The sequence below is a fragment of the Butyricimonas sp. RTP31003st1_G1_RTP31003_210430 genome (assembly GCF_040920905.1).
GTDB lineage: Bacteria > Bacteroidota > Bacteroidia > Bacteroidales > Marinifilaceae > Butyricimonas > Butyricimonas paravirosa.
The window spans coordinates 1-1048 of sequence record NZ_JBCOSQ010000143.1; the positions used below are offsets into that span (position 1 = coordinate 1).

The following is a 1048-nucleotide window of genomic DNA, read 5'->3' on the forward strand; positions in this document are numbered from 1 at the left end:
CCGTCAATGTACAGGTTATGAGAATGATTGAAGACGGTTCGTAACGGTTCGCTTAACCAATAAGTGTCCACCCCTCTCAGCACTTCTTTTAACCGGGAATAATAATCCTGCATTTTCTGAAGTTTATCAACAAAACCGTCATATCCTTCCATGGGAGAATAACGCCCGGCTAATAACTCGTATTCCAGTTTTTCGGAAGCGTTCATTAAATTGTAATCCGACAAATCGGCGAACGAGATCCCGTAATTCCCACTGTATGACAGCCGTAACTGGCCTGACTCCGGTGATTTCGTTTCCACGACAATCACCCCGTTAGCCGCCTTCGACCCGTAGATAGCCGTGGACGCTGCATCTTTCAAGATCGTCACGCTTGCCACCCGATCCATATTTAGGTTAATGATGGTTTCCAGCGTGGTCTCCACACCATCCAAGATGAACAAGGGCTGATTGGGGTCGTTCTCAAACTCTGTCTGCAATCCGACCACACTCGTCTTTCCCCGGATTTCAATTTTGGGCATACGATTCGGGTCTGATCCCCATTGTTTGTTCTCCAAGACCAGCATGGCCGGGTCCAGCGTTTTCAAACTCTGGATGATATTCTGAGCACCAACCATTTTCAATTCCTTGGCCGAATAGGTGGATGCCGACCCCGTGTAACTATTCTTATCCCGGGAGTAGATACCCGTGATGATCACTTCCTCAAGACCTTCTACTTCCTCTTCCATCGTGACGATCACTTTCTTTCCCGGAGTCACGTCCTTTTCCACCGGTTTCATCCCGATAAACGAGAAGACCAGCATGGTTTTCCCCGCCTTTGTTGCCGGGAAACGGAATGCACCGTGCGTGTCCGTGGAAGTACCCGTTTGGGTCCCTTTCAACAAAACGGTCACTCCGGGTAACGGATTACCCTCCGTGTCCATGACTTCTCCCTCGTAAAATCCTAGTTTCTGATTTTCCGGTTTCCCTGCCGCTACAACCGAATCTTGCCGTGTGGAAGTTCCCGATAAAAGATCGATCTCTCCCCGGCTTGAACCACTCGTCCCGGCTC

General features: G+C 49.5%; 1 protein-coding gene. It reads right to left on the minus strand.

The genetic code is table 11. The annotated features are described in order from the left end of the window. Window positions 1–1048: carboxypeptidase-like regulatory domain-containing protein (locus AB5542_RS21275; protein WP_368243460.1), on the minus strand; the 1048-nt coding region annotated here is incomplete at both ends.